Origin of the sequence: Streptosporangium sp. H16 (assembly GCF_051918855.1) — a bacterium.
In the GTDB taxonomy this organism is placed as follows: domain Bacteria; phylum Actinomycetota; class Actinomycetes; order Streptosporangiales; family Streptosporangiaceae; genus Streptosporangium.
In genome coordinates, this window is sequence record NZ_JBPXMD010000026.1 from 57,819 (window position 1) to 76,426 (window position 18,608).

Genomic DNA, 18,608 nt, shown 5'->3' on the forward strand with positions numbered 1-18,608 from the left:
GATGCCCCTGTGCGGCGGCGGCCGTGCTGGGGCCGGCAGCGGTCAAGAGGGCACGCCCCCGTGGGGAGGCCGTGGATGTACGGAACGCGGCTGGATCCCCCGTGTCATACGGCGACGATCTGCCATTCCTGGTTGGCGCTACCCTTGTCGGCCCATTGGATGACTCGGGCGCCGTCGGCCGTGGAGCCCGCTTCGACGTCCGCACACAATCCGTTGCCGGAGTTGATCAGTCGGTAGTAGCCGCTTGTGGCCGCGGGGGTGAGTTTCCACCGCTGGTTCGCGCCGTTGTTGTCGGTCGTCTGGACGAGGGCGGCGCCCTGGTTGGCGTTCGGGCTGCTGAGGACCTTGCCGCTGCCGACACCGGACAGCCGGAACGAGCCGTCGGAGTTCTGCGACATCCGCCACTGCTGGTTGCTTCCGCCGTTCCAGGGCCACTGGACGATGGCGGCGCCGTCGGCGGTGGAGCCGCCGGAGACGTCCAGCACCTTGCCGCTGTTGCGGTTGACCAGGCGGACGACGCCGGTGGCCGGGCCGCCGGCCCCCAGGCCGACGGTGATCTGGGTCGTCGTACCTGCGGTGAGTGACACCTGGCGGGCGTGGCTGCCCAACGGCGAGGTGGCGACGCCCGCGCCGGTGGTGACGGAAACGATCCCGCGCCGGCAAATGAGCGTTACGGTCTGGGTGATGTCGGAGGTGACGGTGGCGGTGACGGTCCGGGCGCTGAGGTCCCAGGTGAGCGACGCGATCCGGATGCGGTTGCGGCCGCGCACGCCGGTGATCGTGCCCTTGGCGAACTGGTCGGGCAGCGCGGGCAGCAACTCCAGGATGCCGGGCCTGGTGTAGATCAATGCCTCGGCGAGAATCGCGGGCAGCGAATTGGCGGCATCGGCGTTGTAGATCGCCAGGTTCGGGTTGTGGGAGGTCATCAGCGACCGGAAGATCATGTTTTTGCCCAGGATCTTCCGCAGGTTGCCGTACACGCCGGCGCCGTCCTTGAGCCGGGCTCGGGCGAGGCTGCGGTGGATGGCGCCGTGGGCCTCTCCTGCCTCGTCCCCTCGCAGGTCCAGGGCACGGCTCGCGTAGCGGATCAGGTCGGGCTTGTCCTCGGGGTTGATCTCGTGCAGCGGCCAGAGGGGGTACATGTGCTGTACGTGACGGTGGTTGTACCGGTCGGTCAGGCTGGGCCACGACCATTCCGCGAGCGCCCCGTCGCCGTTGATCCGATAATCGGGCATCTTGGTCAGCAAGGCGGTCCAGCGTTGCACGCCTTGGCCTGAGCCCTGTTCAGTGCCGAGGAAGTTCGCGGCGTCGATGGCGGCCTGCAGCGCGTGCTTGCCTGCGGCGATCTCGCCGGTCGCGTTGATCGACAGCTGCCTGCCCGTGTTGCCGGGGCTGTTCTCCATGGAGAAGCACGGCACGAAGATGACCTTGCCGTTGGCGTCGGTGCGGGTGAGAAAGTCCTCGTAGAACAACGCGAGCTCGATCAGGACCGGAGCGAGCTTGGTGCGGTAGAAGGTGGCGTCACCGGTGACCTGGTAGTACTCGAGCAGCGGATAGAGCAGCCAGTCGGCGCCGCCGATCCAGGTGTGGCCGGGAAACCCGCCGTCGAAATGCAGCATCTTGCCGTACTCACCGTCGGTCCGGGAGGGAGCGAGCAGGCCGCGAGTGCCGTAGAGGTTTCTGGCGTTGGTGCGCCAGTCGTTGATCTGGCCGAGGATCAGGTTGAAGTAGCCGTCCATGGCTTCGGGGAGGGACAGGATGTTGCCGCCGGCGACCTGGAAGTTGACGTTGGCGTCCGTGGTGAAGTCGCCGGCCCACGCCGCGTCCCAGGCGCCCGTCCACAGGCCGGTCAGCCGCGGCGGCAGGACGCCGCTGGAACTGAGGAACAGGTAACGGCCGGAGTCGTACATCCGCTCCAGTAACGCGAGGTCGATGACATTGCGATTGGAATTCTGCCGCGCGATCAGCTCACTGGTCGACAATTGCCGATCGGCGGCGCTGACGTTCAGGTCGAGGCGTGAACGGTCGTACAGCTCGGTGTGCAGGGCGGTATGCCGCGTGAGCGACGTCGCGTAGTCGGCGCTCAGCGCGGCCAGCGCCGTGTGCAACGGTTTCGCGTCCCACGCGGTGGACGAGTCGTAGCGATCGAGTTTGGTCAGCAGCACGAGTTTGGTCGCCGCGGCCACGACAATGGCCGACCCGCTCACCCGTACCGAACCGCCGGTCGCGACTACCCGGGTGACGCCCTCGTAGCCGAACGCCCCCTGCCCTGCCGGGTATCTGCCCCGCAGGTTCACGTAGCCGTCACCGTTGCCGACCGTGGCCAGAGTGGTGAAACCGACGGACCCCGGCACGCCGCTCAGGGCCGTGTTGACGCTCAGCGTGGTGTCGATCGTCCGGCCCGGCGCGGGAGTGAGTTCGTGGATGATCACCCGGTCGGCTCGGGAGGCGAAAGCCCGCCGGGTCCACGCGCCGTAACCGTCGGTCCACGTCGAGGTGACCTCACCGGTCCTGAAATCGGTGATCCGGGCGTAATCGCTGGCCGTCGCCATCCCCGGGGTGCTGATCTGCAGCTCATAGCCCGGATGGAAGGTCTGCGTCCAGCGCAGCGACCAGCCGGAGGTGAAGTCGCCGGTGGCACCGTTGAAGTCACCGGCGAGCGCCTTGTCCCTGACCCCCGCCAACCGGCCCGACAGCACCGGCGGAGTCACGTTACGAGTGCCGTTGGGCAGAACGAACCGATGATGCGTGAAGATCACCTTCTCCAGGGTGGGCGCGCCGTAGAGCATGGCCCCGTACTCACCGTTGCCGGTCAGGAAGGCATCGGCCCAATTCGCCGCGGCCGCCGTGTCGTAGATGCCGCGTTGCGGCAGCGTCACCTGCGGCGGCACGGCGGCGGCCGCTCGGTCAGCGAAGATCGCCGAAGGCAGCGTGGCAGCGCCCGCGGTCGCCACCGTGGTGGCGATGAAGCGTCGACGATTCATCGGCATGTTCATCGAAACTCCCGGTGACGAGGTTGGAGTGATCGTTGCGGCCGAGTGCCGCCCGTGCCTCCACGGCTGGTCCATCGCCGCGAGGCAGCCGCCATTCGACGGGACACCCCGTGGTAGGGAACTCGGTTAAAAAATGCCTCCGACGGCAAACACACCAGGTGGTTTGTCTGAGAGACATCCCATGAATAGCACGCGCGAAACGTATGACGTTTGACGTCTTACGTCAAGAACAATGGTGAACGCCGCGTAACCTCTGGTCCCGGTTTCCAGGATGGCCGACGAATCTCTCGGGAATTCGGTGTAACTTTCATCAGCAGGAAGACCGGGAGCCAGGACGGTGACCGCGAGGTTGTGTGCCTATCGGTGCCGGTAAGGTCTGCAGCCGGGCCGCCGCCGTACCGTGGTACACAGCACGACCAACGCCGCCCTGACCCGTGTTCGAACGGCCCCGCGAGCCGTCGTTCAATGCGTGTCGGGGCGTCTGTCGTGGATGGCATGCTGGCGGTGTGAGCGAGGAATCCGATGTCAGCCTGCGTATCGCCGCCGAGTTACTGCTGTTCCTGCCCGCGCGGCGGCGGCGTGAGTGGCAGCGGGTGGCGCCCGACGGGACATCGACGCTGGGCCATGTCGTGGAGTCGCTCGGGGTTCCGCTGCCCGAGGTGGGGTCGTTGACCGTCGAGGGCGCGGAGGTCGGCAGGTCCTATCAGCCCGTCGCAGGTGACGTGGTCCACGTCCACGCCGTACCCCGCCCCCAGCGGGTGCCCCTCGAACCTGGGCAGGACGCGCCCCGTTTCCTGCTCGACGTCCACCTGGGCACCCTCGCGCGGCGGCTCCGGCTGCTGGGCGTGGACGCGACCTACCACAACGACATGGACGACCCCTCGCTGGTCGCCGAGGCGAACAGCGAACGTCGCGTGCTGCTGACCCAGGACCACGGCCTGCTGTGCCGCCGGGCGCTCTGGTTCGGCGCCTACGTGCGAGGCACCAAGGCGGACGACCAGCTGCGCGACCTGCTGGAACGGTTCGCGCCACCGCTGCGGCCGTGGACCCGCTGCACGACCTGCAACGGGGAGCTGGCCCCGGTCGACAAAGCCGAGGTCGACCGCCTGCTGGAGGCCGGGACCAAGCGCTCCTACGACGTCTACGGCCGATGCCCGGATTGCGGCCAGATCTACTGGCGTGGCGCGCACAGCGAGCACCTGGAGGAGATCGTGCGGTCGGCCATGCGCACGGCCCGCCCGGAGTCACAGGTCGGCGGGGGTCCACGCTGAGGCAGACCGGTCCCGTTTCGGGAGTACCGCGGGGTCGGGAAGGGCCGGTGGGTTCGCCGCTGGGATCGGGGGCAGACTTTCGAAACGGCCCGAGACCGCCGGAGCGTCACGGCCCGCACGCCTCTCGCCCGCGCGGCTTCTTCCCGTACCGATCATGCCGGGAATCCGTACCGGCCATGCCGAAAATCCATGCCGGTCACATCGGGAATCCGTGCTGGTCACGCCGGGAATCAGCGCCCGGCGGGCCTCGCGGGCGGCCGGACACCGCGGAAACAAGATCATATAATCCCGGGCCAGGGTCCATGTATGGGCGTAATCTCCCTGCAAGGACACCGGAAGGCAGGAGATCCCCCCATGGCCGACGAGCCGACCGTCTCGAACCCGTCATCCCGTTCGTCAGAGGACGGGCGGAGACCCGGGATGGAACGGATCGACGCCGAGGTGCCGCACTCGGCTCGCATCTGGAACTACCTGCTGGGCGGGAAGGACAACTTCGCCGTCGACCGTGAGGCGGGCGAGAGGGTGTCCGCCGTCTTCCCCGGTATGGTGGACGTCGCCCGTCATTCCCGGTACATGCTCGCCCGCGTGGTGCGTCACCTGGCCGGCGAGGCGGGCATCCGCCAGTTCCTGGACATCGGCACCGGACTGCCCACCGTCGACAACACCCACGAGGTCGCCCAGCGGGTGGCGCCGGACTCGCGCGTCGTCTACGTGGACAACGATCCCCTGGTGCTGGTGCACGCCCGGGCGCTGCTCACCAGCACGCCCGAGGGTGCCACCGACTACATCGAGTCGGACGTGCGCGACCCCGAGCACATCCTGCGGGCAGCGGCGAAGACGCTGGACTTCAGCAGGCCGACCGCGCTGATGCTGATGGGCATCATGGGCCTGATCGGCGACCACGACGAGGCGCTCTCGATCGTGCGCCGGTTGATGCGGGACCTGCCCTCGGGCAGCTACCTGGCGCTCTACGACGGCGTCGACACCGACCCCGCGTACGTCGAGGCGATGCGGCGCCACAACTCGGGCAGCGGCGTGGTCGCCTACACCCCGCGCAGCCCCGAGCTGATCGCCCGCTACTTCGACGGTCTGACGCTGCTGGAGCCGGGTGTCGTGCCGGTGCAGCGGTGGCGGCCGGATCCCGCCCCCTGGGGAGACGTTCCCGAGGTGGCGTGCGCCGGCGGCGTCGCGCGCAAGCCCTAGCCACGTCATCACGCTTGCCCGGCACCGCCGCCCGCACGAGAGGACCGGGGGTCTCCCGCCCGTTCAGCAGGCCGGGGATCCACCGCCGGAGGGTCGTTCGAACGGCTCGTCGGCGCGCACGACGGTGGCGAGCACCTCGTTGAACGCCTCGGTCGAGGTGGGGTGGTTGTAGACGGCGTCGCGGAGTTCGGCCGCCTTGACGCCGTGCCGCATGGCGAGCGCGACCGTGTTGACGAGTTCCTGCGCGTCGACGCTGAGCAGGACGGCTCCGAGGATCTCGTCCGTCTCGGCGTCGATCACGAACTTCATGAATCCGCGAGTCTCCTCGACGATGTGGGCGCGGGGCATCGCCACGATCTCGGCGACGGGCTTGCTCGCGATCCTCACCCGGTGTCCCGCGGCTCTGGCCTCCTTCTCGGTGAGACCGACGGCCGCGAGCGGCGGGGTCATGAACAGGGTGCGGGGGACCGCGACGCGGTCCGACACCGAGCGCCGGCCCTCACCGACGAGCTGGTCGAGGACGACGCGGCTGTCGTCGAGGGAGAGGTAGGTGTGCTGCGGCCCGCCGCGGACGTCACCGAGAGCGTAGATGTGCGGCTGGCTCGTGCGCAGACGCTCGTCGACCTCGACCGCCCCGCGTTCGGTCGTGCGGACGCCGGCGGCGTCCAGCCCGAGGCCGCGAGTGGCCGGCGCGCGACCGGTGGCGGCGAGGATGGCGTCGGCTTCGAGGGTGTGCCGCCGCCCGTCCTTCTCGTAGACGACGGTCGCGCAGGTCTCATCGTCGCGGACCTCCGTGACGCGCGCCCCCTTGATGATCTCGATGCCGTCGTCCGTGAGGATGCCCTCGGCGACGGCGGCGGCCTCGTCGTCCTCACGGCCCAGGATCCTTGAGGAGGTTTCGAACAGGGTGACCCGCGAGCCGAACCGGCGGTAGATCGAGGCGAACTCGATGCCGATGTATCCGCCGCCCACGATCGCGAGCCGTTCGGGCAGGCGCGTCGTCTCGATCAGACCGGTGCTGGTCAGGGTGTGCTTGCTCTCCCCCAGACCGGGAATGCCGGGGATGATCGTCTCGGCGCCCGTGTTGATCAGAATGGTCTCGGCGGAGATCGTGAGACGTTCGCCGCCCGCCTCGACGCCGACGGTGTGCGGGTCGACGAACACCGCCCGGCCGGTGACGACCGTCACGGTCCCGGCGCCGTTCAGCGCCTCGTAGTTGCCCTTGCGGAACAGCGCGGTGAGCGCCTGCACCTCTTCGACGGAGCGCTCGTACCAATCCTGCGCCGGGTCACTCTCCCGGCGCTTGCCGGCGCGGTGGACCAGCGCCTTCGTCGGCACGCAGCCGACATTGGGGCATGTCCCCCCGTACATCCGCTCCGACTGCTCGACGAGCACCACGCGCCTGCCGAGGCCGCCCATCGTCCTCGCGACGGCCTTGCCGCCCTTGCCGAAACCGATAACGAGAAGATCGGCGTGAAGAGTGTCGCTTGTGGTGTCCATAATTCCAGTTTCGATAGGTAAGATTGAGCTCACAAGGCGTATTTGTCTCACTTTTCCTCGCGAGCGTCTCATCATGGATTCAGTCAGTCACCTCGTCCGCCTGGCGAGAGCGCAGGCGACCCTGGACAAGCGCTGCCTTCTGGCGGGCGCGACCGTCATGGACATTCCCTCCCGGGGTGATGGTGATGCGGCCTTTCACCTCCTGCTCGACGGCGCGTGCACGCTCGAGCTCCCCGATCGGCGCGTCGAGCTCCGGCCGGGCGACGTCGTGATCCTCCCCCGCGACACGCCGCACCGCGTTCGCACCACCGGATACGGGCCCGTCCAGGGGGTGTCCGAAACTCCCGGTGGCGCGTTCTCCACCGTCCGCAGCCGAACGGGTGAGGGCGTGATCGACCTCTTCTGCGGGCACTACTCGTTCGGCTCCGGCGCGGGGGCCATGCTCTTCCGGAGCCTTCCCCACCCCTTGCATGCGTCCTTCGCGGAATCCGGCGAGGTGGACGAGATCGTTCGGATGCTGGGTGGGATCATGCGGTGGGAGGCGCGGGACGACGGGCCCGGCACCGCCGCCGTCCTCTCGGCCCTCTGCAACGCGCTGCTCGCGATGGTGCTGCGCAAATCGGGCGGGCGGCTCGCCGAACCGGCGCTGTGGACCGCCGCCCACGACGAGCGGATCCGTGCCGTCATCGACGAGGTGCTTCGAGATCCCGGCGCCGACTGGCCGATCGCCCGCCTGACGCGCGTGGCGGCGATGGCGCGGGCCACGTTCATCCGGCACTTCTCCCGCAGCACCGGAATGACCGTCGGCGCGTTCCTCACGCACGTCCGGTTGATGACCGCGGCGGAACTGCTCATCGACACCGAGCGTACGGTCGCCTCGATCGCCGCCGAGGTGGGCTACCGTTCCGAGTCCGCGTTCAGCCGGGCGTTCCGGCTGGCGACCGGATCGACGCCGGCCCGGTTCCGCCGGAACCTCGAACGCACGGCGTGAACGACGCCGGAGACCCCAGGTGTGCCTCCGCGCTTCGATCCGCCGCCCCGAGTCGTGAACCGCTTTCCCGAGGTAAAACCGAGCCGGCCGGTTGCTGGACATACGTCACCGCTTCGTAAGAGGTGAGCGTCGCCTCCTGGCCTAGCCTCGACGTCATGAAGATCGACGTGGTGTTGCCGTGTCTCAACGAGGAGGCCGCGCTCTCCTGGGTGCTCGACCGGATGCCGCGCGGCCATCGCCCGATCGTGGTCGACAACGGCTCCACCGACGGCTCGGCCGGTGTCGCCGCCGCGTACGGCGCGACGGTGGTGAGCGAGCCGCGCCGTGGGTTCGGCGCCGCCTGCCACGCCGGGCTGCTGGCCGCGACCACCGAGGTCGTGTGCTTCATGGACGCCGACGCCTCGCTCGACCCGGGCCAGCTGCCCCGGGTGACCGGCCCGGTCCTGGCGGGCGAGAGCGACCTCGTACTCGGTCGTCGGAGGCCGCACGCCGGGCCCGTGCACGCCCGGGTCGCCAACGCCGTGCTGGCCGCACGCCTGCGGCGCCGCACCGGCGCCCCGCTGCGCGATCTGGGTCCGATGCGCGCCTGCAGACGCGCCGAACTGGTCGAGCTGGGACTGACCGACCGCCGGTTCGGCTACCCCCTGGAGATGGTGCTGCGTGCGGCCGCGGCCGGCTGGCGGATCACCGAGGCCGATGTCGACTACCTGCCGCGCGTGGGACGCTCCAAGGTGACCGGCACCGTGCGCGGCACCCTTCGGGCGATCGCCGACATGCGCCGTGTCATGGGAGAGACGACATGAGCGCCGCGCAGATCGTGGTCATCGCCAAGGAGCCGGTGGCCGGGCGGGTGAAGACCCGGCTGACCCCGCCGTTCACCCCCGCCCAGGCCGCTCACCTGGCGGCGGCCGCCCTGCGGGACACGCTGCACGCCGTGGCCGCGGCACGGGCCGGCCGGCGGGTGCTCGCGCTCGAAGGGCTGCCCGGGACCTGGCTCCCGGACGGCTTCACCGTGATCCCGCAGCGCGGCGACGGCCTCGACCAGCGCCTGGCCGCAGCCTTCGACGACGCCCACCGGCTGTACCGGCTGCCGGTGGTCCTGATCGGCATGGACACCCCCCAGGTGACCCCGCAACTGCTGAACACCGCCGTCACCCTGCTGGCCGGTCACGACGCGGTGTACGGACCGGCAGCCGACGGGGGCTTCTGGCTGCTCGGGCTGTGCCGCCCCGACCCGTCCCTGCTGCTCGGCGTGGCGATGTCGCGGCCCAGCACCGGCGCCACCCAGCTGCGGCGCCTGCACGAGGCCGGGCTGAACGTGGCCCGCATGCCGGAGCTGAACGACGTCGACACCGCCGCCGACGCCTTCCGCGTCGCGGCGCAGGCGCCCCGATCCCGCTTCGCCGCCGCCCTGGCGGCCGTCGGGGCGGCGGCGGCCGCCGTCGACTCGGGATGAGGGCGCCGGCGTCCACCTCGCCGTGGCGAAGGCCTTCGACGTCGACATCGCGGAGGTGCGGCTGGTGGCCGCGCACTGGTGGGACACCGCCGGTGCGCTCGCGGCGGGCTACAAGGCCGCGTTCGTCGCGCGTCCCGGTATGGTCCTGAGCCCGATCGGCCCGCGACCTGACATCGTCGGTGCCGACCTCGACGCCGTCGTTGACTAGATCATGGCTCTCGACGCCTAGCGTCATGCGCCCGAAAGCTGTGAAACCGTCGGCTCAGCCTGCGCAATTTCGGACCTTGACCTGCCACACCAGCGGGAAGAGGCCCGTCACCAGCGGAAACGTGATGACGGGCCTCTCGCGTCATGTCCGGCCGTCTGCGGCGGTCGTCGGAGTCCTACGGCTGCTCACGGCTCATGCGCGGCTGGGTTTTTCGGAGGGCACAGCCGCGTCCGAAGCGCGGCGGCTCCCCTCCGGGACACCGGGTCAGCGCCAGATGACGGCCTGGGTGTGGCGACCGGTGTTCCAGTAGTAGGTGACGGAGCCGACGATCCAGCCCTGGTTGTTGATGTCGTGAGCTCGGGCGCTGGTTACCTTCGCGTCTGTGGGCAGCGGCAGGGTACGGGGCTGGGTGGTGGGGGTGTCCCACAGGGCGGTGAAGCCGTACGGGTTGCCAACCTTGCTGTAGCTGCCGACGATCTGGCCGCGGTCGTTGATGGCGACGGCGCCGGCGTTGGAGACGTCGGCGGGCAGGGGAAGGGCCGTCATGGAGGAGCCGTTCCAGAAGAAGCCGCGACGGTGGCCGTCGGCCGTGTCGGAGTTGCCGACCACCTGGCCGAGGTTGTTGATCGAGTCGGGGGCGCTCATCCCGCCGAACGTGCCGAGCTCGCGGCCGGTGCCGTTGTGCCACAGGTACGCCCGGTAGATCGGCAGCGGGAGACCGTTCTCGTTGACGACGTAGTTCTCGGCGCCCACCACCTGGCCTTTGTCGTTGACGGCGTCGGCGACCAGGCCGGGGCGGCGGTCGATGACGGTTTTGACGTCACCGGACAGCAAGACGGCGCGAAGTTCGGCGAAGCCGGGAGTGGGCGCGAAACTGACGACGATGTGCCCGTTGGCGACCTCTGCGTCGCAGTAGCCGGGGGCGCCGTGCGCGCCGAGGTCCTCCATCGTGCCGTTGTGCCAGAGGAAGGGAGTCCACTGGCCCGAGGGCAGCTCGCTGCAGCCGACGACGCGGCCGTCGTCGTCGATGCCGGAGGCGAAGCTGGTCTCGCCGCCGAGCGTGCCAAGGTCGGTCATCGTGCCGTTCTTCCACAGGAACGCGTGGCTGAGCCCGGACTCCAGCGGGCTGTCGCCGACGACGTGGCCGTGATTGTTGATGCCTCGGGCGATGCTCCATATGCCGCCGAGGGTGCCGAGGTGGACGACGCGGAGGCGCTCCTGACTCGCTGCGGCGGCCGGCGGCGAGGCGAGCGGGACTAACGACATGGTCGCGATCATGGCGATGGCCGTGGCCATGGCGCGGCGGAGGGATCGGCGCATGATGAGGATTCCCTTCGAAGGCACGCACGGGGGATGTCGTGATCACCGTAAGCGCCGCCCGGGCCGACATTTCTCACGTAATCCTTACGTCCGGCGGACACCGCGGCGCGCCGCACGGCGAGGCTGTCGTGGTGTTCGTGCCTGCCCGGCCGGTACAGGGCGGCGCCTCGCCGGGGGTCGGATCGAGGTTGCTCACACCGTCTCTCCCGCCCCGGCGAGGTCATGTCGAAGGAGGGGGGCGGGATACCCTGCCTGCGGTGCCTCGAACCACGTGACCGGAGGAGTCGATGCTGAGATGACGGCAGTGCGACCGATACCCACACAGGAAGACGTGCTCGGGTACTTCGACACGCTGTCGAACTGGGGACGGTGGGGCGACGACGACGAGCTCGGCACCCTGAACCACATCACCGACGACGTCCGGCTGGCGGCGGCGCGGGCCGTGCGCCACGGCAGGAGCGTGTCGTGCGCATGGGAGGTCGCCGTACCCGAGGACATGGAGCGGTCGACGACGACGTGCCCGTGCGCCGCCGACATGCCGGGGGCCGAGAACATGCCGGAGCCGTTCCACAACGACCGGCGCTGGGGTTTTTCTTCCGAGCGGCTCGGCGTCACGTTCCACGGCAACACCCTCACCCACCTCGACTCGCCGTGCCACATCTTCTGGGACGGCACGATGTACAACGGGCGGTCGCACTCGCTGGTCGACGCCGCGACGGGATCGGCGTGGGCGGCCGTCACGGCGGCGGCGAACGGGATCGTCACGCGTGGTGTCCTGCTCGACATCGCGAGGGTCCGCGATGTGCCGTGGCTGGAACCGGGACAGGGGGTGTTTCCCGACGAGCTCGAGGAGGCCGAGCGTCGCCAGGGCGTGCGGGTGCGATCCGGCGATGCGGTGCTCCTGCGGACCGGCCATGGCCGCGTCCGGCACGAGGCCGGTGAGACCGGCGGTTTCACGCAGGCCGGCTGGCACGCGTCCTGCCTGCCGTGGCTGCGTGAACGGGAGGTCGCGCTCATCGGCGCCGACACCCCCCAGGACGTTCAGCCGTCGGGGTACGAGGACGTGTTGATGCCGGTTCACGCCGTGAGCCTCGTCGCGATGGGTCTGTGGATGCTCGACAACTGCGACCTGGAGGCGTGCGCGAGGACGGCTGCCGAGCTCGGCCAGTGGGACTTCCACCTCGCGGTCGCGCCGGTCCGCTTCGCCGGTACGTCCGGCAGCCCGGTCAACCCGATCGCCACATTCTGATCGCCAGCGGCACACCGATCGCACCGGGATCCAACTACCCCGACCCCGACACCGGGTCGACAACCATAAACGGCTTCGTCCAGATATCGATCCCGCCGCTCCCGGTCGGGGTGTACACCTCGCTGCTGACGGCCTCGGACGGTACGGAGACCCAGTCCGTCCCCGTCACCATCAACGTGAAGGAGAGCTGCTACCAGCATCGTTTCGCACGTGCCGCCAAGCCGCGGGCGCCGGCGGCCGGCCGCCCCAGCGGATGCCTTTCCCGCTTCGGATGCGGGCGCGTTCGCGGTGTTGGGCGGAAATCAGGACCTGTCGCTTTTTGGAAATTTGGACGGTTCCATAGGTACACGGCCCTTTATCAGGGCCTTTGACGAAATTCTCGCCCCCGCCGGTCAGGTCTTCTTCGAACCGCGGGTGACGGCCCCCGTCCGGGTGGTACGAGGGCCAAAAACCCCGCAGAACCCGGGAGAACTCAGGAGAACAGGGCGCGGCCCCAGTAGTCGCCCGCGTCGCGCACGCCCGGCGGGCAGGCGAACAGCCCGCTGGAGACGTGCTTGATGTACTCGTTGAGGGAGTCCTTGCCCGCCAGGGACCTCTGCACGGCGACGAACTGCCGGTGGGGGTCGCGCTGGTAGGCGATGAAGAACAGCCCGGCGTCCAGGCGGCCCAGCCCGTCGGAGCCGTCCACGTAGTTGTAGCCGCGGCGCAGCAGGCGCGCGCCGCCGTTGTGGGAGGGGTGGGCCAGCCGTACGTGCGCGTCGTCCTTGATCAGGGCTTCCCCGTCGGGTCCCTTGGCGTCGAAGTCGATCGCGTCGAACTCGGTCTTCCCTCCCAGCGGGGCCCCCTCCCCCTTGTTCCGGCCGAAGATCTGCTCCTGCTCGGCCAGCGGCGCCCGGTCCCACGTCTCGACCAGCATCCGGATCTTGCGGGTCACCAGGTAGCTGCCCCCGGTCATCCAGTCGGCGCCGTCGCCGGCTCCCACCCAGAGCTGCTCCTTCAGCAGCGCCACGTCCTCCAGCTTGAGGTTGGCGGTGCCGTCCTTGAAACCCATCAGGTTGCGCGGCGTCGCCTGCGCGCGGGAGGTCGACGACGTACGGCCGAAGCCGAGCTGGGACCAGCGCACCGAGACACGGCCGAAGCCGATGCGCGCCAGGTTGCGGATGGCGTGCACCGCCACCTGCGGGTCGTGCGCGCACGCCTGCACGCACAGGTCGCCGCCGGAGATCTCCGGCAGCAGCGCGTCACCGGGCAGGTGCGGCAGGTCGGCCAGCGCGGCCGGCCTGCGGGAGGCCAGCCCGAACCGGTCGTCGAACAGCGACCCGCCGAAGCCGACGGTGAGCGTCAGCCCGGAGGCGGGCAGGCCGAGGGCCTCGCCGGTGTCGTCGGGCGGCGCCTCGGGCTGGCCGCCGACCGCGCCGAACGCGCCCGCCTCTTGGCCCTGCGTCATCCGGGCCGCGGCGGCGGTCCACTCCTGCAGCAGCTCGGCGAGTTCCGCCTTCTTGTCGGTCGTCACGTCGAAGGAGACGAAGTGCAGCCGGTCCTGGGCCGGGGTGACGATGCCCGCCTGGTGCTCGCCGTAGAAGGGGACGGGGTCGGAGGCGGTCCGGGCGGGCGCGGGCGGGGGCTCGCCGCCCGCCCCGCGCACCGCGATGGCGCCCGCGCCGGCGGCCGCCACGCCCGCGGCGCCCATCCCGAACAGCTTCCTGCGGCTGATTTTCCCGCTCATCGGACCCCTCCCCTACGGTGACGGCGCGCCATCCGCTACTTGGCCACCACTGCGGCGATCTTGCTGATCGGCTCGGCGAGCGCGTTGATCGCGTCCGACAGCTTCTTGAGGTCGTCCTTGGACAGCTCGGTGTGCAGTTTCCAGCCGTCGCCCCTGCGGTGGACGCCGAGCGCGGCCTCGGCTCCGGCGAACTTCTCGTCCAGCGTCTTCACCAGCTCGGGGACGCGCTCCTCAAGGACGGGCCGGAGTGCCTGCACCGCGGCCTTCGAGCCCTGAAGGTTGGCGTCGAAGTCCCACAGGTCGGTGTGCGAGTAGCGGTCCTCCTCGCCGGTGATCTTGCCGGAGGCGACCTCGTCGAGCAGGCCCTTGGCCCCGTTGGCGAGCAGCACGGGCGACAGCTCGGCCGCGTTGGACTGTTCCACGATGGTCTTGATGTCGGCCATCAGCTTGTCGGCGACCGGCCCGTCCTCACTGACGTCCTCGGTGACCCAGAGATCCTTCTCGATCTTGTGGAAGCCGGTCCACCCCTCGCCCTCGGCCACGTCGTTCTCGCGGGCGTCGATGGCCGGGTCGAGGTCGCCGAAGATCTCCGCGACCGGCTCGATCCGCTCCCAGTAGGTGCGGGAGACGGGGAAGAGCTCCTTGGCCTTGGCGATGTCCTCGGCCTTGACCGCGTCGACGAACTCCTGCGTCTTGGTCAGCAGCGTGTCGCTCTGCGACCTGATGTAGCGCTTGTAGCCGGCGGTCGCGGCGGAGAGCCGGGCGTCGTCGCTGAGCGGCTTGTGCTCGCCGGTCACCTTGAGCGGGCCGCGGACGCCCTTGCCGACCATGCCGGGCTTGCAGGCGGTCTGGTAGCTGCCGGCCGGCAGCTCCACGATCACCTCGCGGGTCAGGCCGGGCACGATGTTCTCCACCTCGCCCATGACCCGGTCGCCGGCGGCGTAGACGTAGAACTCGGTCACCTTGGTGCCGCCGTTGGTGATCGAGAACGTCGAGGTGCCCGCGGCCACCTCGGTGACGGCGACCTTGCACTCGGTGTCGGTGGCGGTCACCGCGATGGGGCCGCCCTTGGCGGGGGCGGCGGGCGCTCCGGTGCCCGCGGTGGGCTCGGTGGGCTCGGAGGAACAGGCGGTGAGGCCGGCGAGGGCGAGAGCACCCGCGGCGATGGCAAGGGAAGTACGCATGGTCGTCCTGTTCGAGCGGTTTCAGCCCGCGGGCTGCGGGTTGGTCGAGGAAGCCGGGGGATTCTGGGCCGCCGGGGACGCCGGGGAATCGGTGGGCGAGGCGGTGGGGCGGCTGCGACGCGGCCTCAGGAAGAGGGCGAGCGTCGGCACCGCGTAGGCGACCCACGCCACCGTCTCGAGCACGCTCGGCTGCGGGGTGATGTTGAACAATCCGGCCAGCAGGGCGCCGTACCAGGAGTCGGCGGGCATCACGCCGCTGATGTCGAAGGCGTGGGTGGACAGGCCCGGCAGGACACCGGCCTCCTGCAGGTCGTGCACGCCGTACTTGAAGATGCCGGCGGCGACCAGGATCAGCAGCAGGCCCGTCCAGGTGAAGAACCTGGTCAGGTTGATCCGCATCGCGCTGCGGTAGATGGCCCAGCCCAGCGCGACCGCGGTGAGCAGGCCCAGGGTGATCCCGACCAGCGGGACGGCGGTGGTGGTGGCCCCCTGCACGGAGGCGAAGAACAGCAGCGCGGTCTCCAGGCCCTCGCGCGCCACGGCGAGGAAGGCCATCACGACCACCGCGGTCGCGCCGACCTCCAGGGCCTGGCTCAGCCTGGCGCGCAGCTCGCCGGAGAGGGTACGGGAGGCGCGACGCATCCAGAAGATCATCCAGGTCACGAACGCGGTGGCGAGCAGCGAGGTGACCGCCTCGAACAGCTCCTGCTGCCGGTATTCCAGGCGGGCGACGGTGAAGGTGAGCAGCGCGCCGAACGCGACCGACAGGACGAGCGCGGCGCCGACCCCGGCCCACACGAGGGGCAGCCGGTCGCGCCGGTCGCTCTTGACGAGGAGCGCGACGAGCACGGAGACGACGAGCGTGGCCTCCAGGCCCTCGCGCAATCCGATGAGGTAGCTGGCGAACACCGTCACTCCATGGATGGAAGCCTTACCTAAATTAGGGCAGGGCAACCTTACTCTCCACAAGAGGGCGTACCCCCACAGGGGGTATAGCTCTGACCAGGAATGATGATCGCGACGAGGGAGATGGCGGTCCTGGCCCAGGAACGAGGCGGGACGGCGTCACGGTGGGACGGCGGCCCTCAGGGATCGCCAGATCCGCTCGGGAAGCAGCCGGCACGCCTCGTCCAGGTCGATGCCGGGAGCACCGGCCAGCCACCGGCGGGCCGTCTCCGCCACCGGGCCGACGACCAGCATCTCCGTCAGCGCGTCCGGCAGCTCCACGACCAGCCCCGCCTCGGCGTACGGTCGCAGCCAGCCCAGGATCCCGGCCAGCCTGGGCTCCTTCTCCCGCGCGACCAGGGCGGCGTGCGCGGGGAGGAAGGCGGCGTAGGCGGAGGCGTGGACGAAGTGCGCGGCGGCCCGGTGCGCGCGGGTGAAGCCCAGATATCCGGTGACCACGGCCTCGATCCCGGCGGCGGCCCGCGCCTCTGCGTCCTCGCCGGACCCCGTCCCCTCCCCCGGTGGCACCGCGTCGAGCGCGGCGATGACGGCGTCGAGCAGGCCGGACAGGCAGCGGGCGTAGAGTGCCGCCGCCAGCCCGTCGAAGCTGCCGAAGTGGTGGTAGAGGCTGCCGACGCTGACACCGCTCGTGCCGGTCACCGCCGTCATGGTGAAGCCGTCCGCGCCCTCCCTCTCGTAGAGGTCCAGCGCCGCGGCGAGCAGCCGCTCCCTGGTCTCCTCGCCCCGCCGGTGCCTAGGCGACACCGGTCAGCTCCGCGGCCTGCGCCCACAACCTCCCCGCCCGCTCCGGGTCGGCGGCCGCGGGGGCGAGGGGCGTCTCGCGGTCGACGTCGAAGTAACGCCCGGTGCCGGTGCGGTCGAGTGCCAGCCGCACGACGGGGGCCGCGCCGTCCGCCGGCGCCTTCCACAGCAGCTTCGCGGCCTTCAGCAGCAGTCCCACCGGGCCGCCCCGGTCGCCGAGCCCGGTCCTGATCACCCCGGGGTGCACGGCGTCGATCGTGACGTCCCGCCGTTTCCAGCGTTCGGCCCACAGCGGCATCAGCGCCAGGTTGCAGAGCTTGGTGTCGGCGTAGGTGCGTACGGCGGAGAAGTCGTCGCCGGCCGGGGTGCGCGCGGGGTCGGCCCTGCCCTTGGCGTACAGGCCCGCGGTGACCTGGACGACCCTGGCCAGGCGGTCCTCCAGCAGGTGGTTGAGCAGGAAGGGCGCCAGGTGGTTGACGGCGAAGGACTCCTCGAACCCGTCCTCGGTGAGCCGTCGCGCCGACGGCCAGATCCCGGCGTTGTGCACCAGCACGTCGAGCCGCGGGCAGGTTCCGGCCAGCGCCTCGGCGACGGCCCGGATGCCCTTCAGGGTCGAGAGGTCACCGGTGACCAGCTCGGCGCCGAGCCGGGCGGCCTCGTTCGCCGCGGCGGGATTCCTCGCCACGAGCACCACCCGGTGGCCGTGGCGGGCGAACTCCTCGGCCGTGGCCAGGCCGATCCCGCGGTTGGCTCCGGTGATGACGGCGGTGGTTCTCATCCTGGAAGCGTAGCCGATTCTAGAGAGTCTCTCTAGAATCCCGGGCGTGCGGCTACCCGGGCCCGCGCCCGGGTTCCCGCACGGGCGGGAAGCCGCCCCGGGGGTCGTGGGGCGATCGACCGGTCAGAGGTATCCCCACTCGGCGCAGATCTCGCGCAGTCCCTCCGGGATCTCCTCGGGGGCGGGCAGCGGCCTGCCCGGCTGGACCCTGCCGCTCCTGATCTTGTCGCGCCAGTCCCCGATGCCCTTCACGAACTCCCCGTGCCCGTGGTCACCGTACGTGATCATGCCGGGCTCGTAGGCGACCCCCAGGTGGTCGCAGACCCGCCGCATCTCCTTCTCCGGATCGGCGACGAGCGCCTCGTAGGTCAAGGTGAGCCCGTCGAGCGTCCGTCTGGCCTCGGTGAGGTGGCGCATGTACTGCAGGGTGTGCCGGATCGCCTCCGCCCAGGGGCGCTCCAGCGGAGCGGCCTCGTGCCACGACAGGGCGATCGAGGCGGGGTGGCGCATCAGGAAGATGTAGCGCGCGTCGGGCCAGCAGGTCGCGAGGCGCCGGTGGGCGAAGACGTTGCTGGGCGTCTTGTCGACGATGATCTGCTTGCCGCTCCCGGCCAGCTCGCGGTGGAGCATGCGGTCCCACAGGATGTGCTCGATGTCGCTGGCGGACAGGCCGAGCGCCTCCATCGCCTGGCGCAGCGGGTCGGTGGTCAGCGTGACCGCCAGGCGGCGCACGTGCAGCTCGTGCGGCGCGTGGATCCGGGAGTGGCTGTTCAGCATGACGCGCAGCAGGGTGGAGCCGGACCGCACCGGCGACAGCACGAACACCGGTTCGCGCAGCAGCCGGTCGGTCTCCGGATCGGCCGGGGGCCGGGGAACGTCCACGAGCGGCGGCGGGGGTGGGGGCGGCGGGGGTGCGACCTTACGCCGCACCCTGGTGATGTTGTAGCCCGTCATCCCTTCGAGAGCCGTGTTGACTCTGGTCTTCCACGCCATGACCAGCACCGTAGGGATCCAAGGCGTCC

General features: G+C 70.3%; 17 protein-coding genes. 8 read left to right on the forward strand and 9 right to left on the reverse strand.

Translation table 11 applies throughout. The features are described from left to right. Positions 1-104 precede the first annotated feature (104 nt). Positions 105-2,984 carry a glycosyl hydrolase family 95 catalytic domain-containing protein gene (locus ACTOQ2_RS32920; RefSeq protein WP_440104712.1) on the reverse strand — a complete coding sequence of 960 codons (2,880 nt, stop codon included), beginning with the start codon at positions 2,982-2,984 and terminating at the stop codon, positions 105-107. Between the two features lie 515 nt (positions 2,985-3,499). On the opposite strand from ACTOQ2_RS32920, the gene ACTOQ2_RS32925 reads away from it, so the two are divergent. Both ACTOQ2_RS32925 and ACTOQ2_RS32930 read left to right on the forward strand, forming a co-directional pair. Continuing rightward, on the forward strand, positions 3,500-4,264 hold the full coding sequence (locus ACTOQ2_RS32925; protein WP_440104713.1) for a Mut7-C RNAse domain-containing protein: 765 nt from the start codon (positions 3,500-3,502) through the stop codon (positions 4,262-4,264). A gap of 420 nt (positions 4,265-4,684) precedes the next feature. Beyond that, positions 4,685-5,467, forward strand: coding sequence for an SAM-dependent methyltransferase (locus ACTOQ2_RS32930; protein WP_440104714.1), 783 nt, complete (start codon positions 4,685-4,687; stop codon positions 5,465-5,467). 63 nt (positions 5,468-5,530) lie between these two features. Here the strand turns inward: ACTOQ2_RS32930 and ACTOQ2_RS32935 are convergent, their stop codons facing one another. After that, entirely contained in the window at positions 5,531-6,967 is a 1,437-nt protein-coding gene (locus ACTOQ2_RS32935) for a dihydrolipoyl dehydrogenase family protein (protein ID WP_440104715.1), read from the reverse strand. A 73-nt stretch (positions 6,968-7,040) separates the two neighbouring features. Between ACTOQ2_RS32935 and ACTOQ2_RS32940 the strand changes: the two genes are divergently transcribed. The 4 genes from ACTOQ2_RS32940 to ACTOQ2_RS32955 all read left to right on the forward strand — a co-directional run bounded on the left by ACTOQ2_RS32940 (position 7,041) and on the right by ACTOQ2_RS32955 (position 9,622). After that, positions 7,041-7,958 (forward strand): cupin domain-containing protein, encoded by a 918-nt coding sequence (locus ACTOQ2_RS32940; protein WP_440104717.1) that lies wholly within the window; start codon positions 7,041-7,043, stop codon positions 7,956-7,958. Positions 7,959-8,113: 155 nt separating this feature from the next. Next, entirely contained in the window at positions 8,114-8,761 is a 648-nt protein-coding gene (locus ACTOQ2_RS32945) for a glycosyltransferase family 2 protein (protein ID WP_440104718.1), read from the forward strand. Beyond that, positions 8,758-9,414, forward strand: a complete 657-nt coding sequence (locus ACTOQ2_RS32950; RefSeq protein ID WP_440104720.1) for a TIGR04282 family arsenosugar biosynthesis glycosyltransferase — start codon at positions 8,758-8,760, stop codon at positions 9,412-9,414. Before ACTOQ2_RS32945 ends, ACTOQ2_RS32950 begins: the two co-directional genes overlap by 4 nt. 22 nt (positions 9,415-9,436) lie before the next feature. Next, positions 9,437-9,622, forward strand: a complete 186-nt coding sequence (locus ACTOQ2_RS32955; RefSeq protein WP_440104721.1) for a hypothetical protein — start codon at positions 9,437-9,439, stop codon at positions 9,620-9,622. A 264-nt stretch (positions 9,623-9,886) separates the two neighbouring features. On the opposite strand, the gene ACTOQ2_RS32960 is transcribed toward ACTOQ2_RS32955, so the two are convergent. Beyond that, positions 9,887-10,942: a DUF3466 family protein gene (locus tag ACTOQ2_RS32960; RefSeq protein WP_440104722.1), complete on the reverse strand. Its 1,056-nt coding sequence runs from the start codon at positions 10,940-10,942 to the stop codon at positions 9,887-9,889. Positions 10,943-11,237: 295 nt separating this feature from the next. On the opposite strand from ACTOQ2_RS32960, the gene ACTOQ2_RS32965 reads away from it, so the two are divergent. After that, complete coding sequence (locus ACTOQ2_RS32965; protein WP_440104723.1) at positions 11,238-12,191, forward strand: cyclase family protein; 954 nt, start codon at positions 11,238-11,240, stop codon at positions 12,189-12,191. Beyond that, positions 12,110-12,562: a DUF5980 family protein gene (locus ACTOQ2_RS32970; protein ID WP_440104725.1), complete on the forward strand. Its 453-nt coding sequence runs from the start codon at positions 12,110-12,112 to the stop codon at positions 12,560-12,562. The genes ACTOQ2_RS32965 and ACTOQ2_RS32970 overlap by 82 nt, the downstream gene beginning before the upstream one ends. 101 nt (positions 12,563-12,663) lie before the next feature. On the opposite strand, the gene efeB is transcribed toward ACTOQ2_RS32970, so the two are convergent. The 6 genes from efeB to ACTOQ2_RS33000 form a co-directional block, all read right to left on the reverse strand. Beyond that, the gene (gene efeB / locus ACTOQ2_RS32975) at positions 12,664-13,917 is read right to left on the reverse strand and encodes an iron uptake transporter deferrochelatase/peroxidase subunit (RefSeq protein WP_440104727.1); all 1,254 of its coding nucleotides are present in this window, start codon (positions 13,915-13,917) and stop codon (positions 12,664-12,666) included. 35 nt (positions 13,918-13,952) lie between these two features. Further along, positions 13,953-15,101, reverse strand: coding sequence for an iron uptake system protein EfeO (gene efeO / locus ACTOQ2_RS32980; protein ID WP_440104729.1), 1,149 nt, complete (start codon positions 15,099-15,101; stop codon positions 13,953-13,955). Positions 15,102-15,122: 21 nt separating this feature from the next. Continuing rightward, complete coding sequence (gene efeU / locus ACTOQ2_RS32985; RefSeq protein WP_440104730.1) at positions 15,123-16,010, reverse strand: iron uptake transporter permease EfeU; 888 nt, start codon at positions 16,008-16,010, stop codon at positions 15,123-15,125. Positions 16,011-16,166: 156 nt separating this feature from the next. After that, positions 16,167-16,811, reverse strand: a complete 645-nt coding sequence (locus ACTOQ2_RS32990) for a TetR/AcrR family transcriptional regulator (RefSeq protein WP_440104732.1) — start codon at positions 16,809-16,811, stop codon at positions 16,167-16,169. Then, complete coding sequence (locus ACTOQ2_RS32995) at positions 16,801-17,586, reverse strand: SDR family NAD(P)-dependent oxidoreductase (RefSeq protein ID WP_440104734.1); 786 nt, start codon at positions 17,584-17,586, stop codon at positions 16,801-16,803. The genes ACTOQ2_RS32990 and ACTOQ2_RS32995 overlap by 11 nt, the downstream gene beginning before the upstream one ends. Positions 17,587-17,709: 123 nt before the next feature. Next, positions 17,710-18,579, reverse strand: coding sequence for a sulfotransferase family protein (locus tag ACTOQ2_RS33000; RefSeq protein WP_440104736.1), 870 nt, complete (start codon positions 18,577-18,579; stop codon positions 17,710-17,712). Between the last annotated feature and the right edge of the window lie 29 nt (positions 18,580-18,608).

Coding starts and splice junctions, on each gene's coding strand:
- ACTOQ2_RS32920 (WP_440104712.1), bottom strand. CDS start 2,984: ATGAATCGTCGACGCTTCATCGCCACCACGGTGGCGACCGCGGGCGCT.
- ACTOQ2_RS32930 (WP_440104714.1), top strand. CDS start 4,685: ATGGAACGGATCGACGCCGAGGTGCCGCACTCGGCTCGCATCTGGAAC.
- ACTOQ2_RS32935 (WP_440104715.1), bottom strand. CDS start 6,967: ATGGACACCACAAGCGACACTCTTCACGCCGATCTTCTCGTTATCGGT.
- ACTOQ2_RS32940 (WP_440104717.1), top strand. CDS start 7,041: ATGGATTCAGTCAGTCACCTCGTCCGCCTGGCGAGAGCGCAGGCGACC.
- ACTOQ2_RS32945 (WP_440104718.1), top strand. CDS start 8,114: ATGAAGATCGACGTGGTGTTGCCGTGTCTCAACGAGGAGGCCGCGCTC.
- ACTOQ2_RS32950 (WP_440104720.1), top strand. CDS start 8,758: ATGAGCGCCGCGCAGATCGTGGTCATCGCCAAGGAGCCGGTGGCCGGG.
- ACTOQ2_RS32960 (WP_440104722.1), bottom strand. CDS start 10,942: ATGCGCCGATCCCTCCGCCGCGCCATGGCCACGGCCATCGCCATGATC.
- ACTOQ2_RS32965 (WP_440104723.1), top strand. CDS start 11,238: ATGACGGCAGTGCGACCGATACCCACACAGGAAGACGTGCTCGGGTAC.
- efeB (WP_440104727.1), bottom strand. CDS start 13,917: ATGAGCGGGAAAATCAGCCGCAGGAAGCTGTTCGGGATGGGCGCCGCG.
- efeO (WP_440104729.1), bottom strand. CDS start 15,101: ATGCGTACTTCCCTTGCCATCGCCGCGGGTGCTCTCGCCCTCGCCGGC.
- ACTOQ2_RS32995 (WP_440104734.1), bottom strand. CDS start 17,586: ATGAGAACCACCGCCGTCATCACCGGAGCCAACCGCGGGATCGGCCTG.
- ACTOQ2_RS33000 (WP_440104736.1), bottom strand. CDS start 18,579: ATGGCGTGGAAGACCAGAGTCAACACGGCTCTCGAAGGGATGACGGGC.